The organism is Tamlana crocina (assembly GCF_012037625.1).
The window spans coordinates 1-327 of sequence record NZ_JAAVJS010000650.1; the positions used below are offsets into that span (position 1 = coordinate 1).

A 327-nucleotide genomic window follows, 5' to 3' on the forward strand; every position below is an offset into this window, starting at 1 on the left:
TTATGGTTCTTTCATATATACACCAAATTCCGGTTTTGTAGGCTACGATGAGTTTACATACGCTGCCTTTGATGGAGAAGATTACTCCCAGGATGTAGTTGTTTCAATTACTGTATTTGCTACCACCCCGGGCTCCTGCAAACCTGTAATTGTTTTTCTTGATGCTTCCGGTAATGCGACCTTGGAACCCGAAGAAGTTTTTGCCGGAGATCCCGATGATCCTGCAATAGTGAACATTGAATTGGACCGGGAGAATTTCACCTGTGAAGATCTGGGGGAACCCGTTCAAGTGAATCTGATTATCCATTATACCGATGGCAGCAGTTC

General features: G+C 44.0%; 1 protein-coding gene. It reads left to right on the forward strand.

Features of this window, described 5'->3' with window-relative positions:
• Positions 1 to 327, forward strand: a 327-nt coding sequence (locus tag HC176_RS18430; protein WP_167920439.1) for an Ig-like domain-containing protein, incomplete at both ends; no start/stop codon positions are given.